The organism is Burkholderia sp. BCC1993 (genome assembly GCF_905339865.1).
Classification (GTDB): domain Bacteria; phylum Pseudomonadota; class Gammaproteobacteria; order Burkholderiales; family Burkholderiaceae; genus Burkholderia.
Genome location: NZ_CAJPGZ010000085.1, coordinates 1 through 250, shown reverse-complemented (window position 1 = coordinate 250; position 250 = coordinate 1). Strand labels below are relative to the sequence as shown.

Genomic DNA, 250 nt, shown 5'->3' with positions numbered 1-250 from the left:
GACGGCGGCGCGGAAACGCTGTCGCTGTCGCTGCCGGCGGTCGTGACGACCGACCTGCGCCTGAACGAGCCGCGCTACGTGACGCTGCCGAACATCATGAAGGCGAAGAAGAAGCCGCTGGAAACGGTGAAGCCGGAAGACCTGGGCGTGGACGTCGCGCCGCGTCTGAAGACGCTGAAGGTGGCCGAGCCGCCGAAGCGCGCGGCCGGCGTGAAGGTGCCGGACGTGAAGACGCTGGTCGAGAAGCTGA

At 68.0% G+C, this 250-nt stretch carries 1 protein-coding gene; it reads left to right on the top strand.

The window, feature by feature from the left end:
• On the top strand, positions 1 to 250 hold a 250-nt coding region (locus U4Y91_RS36685), incomplete at both ends, for an electron transfer flavoprotein subunit beta/FixA family protein (protein ID WP_415750533.1).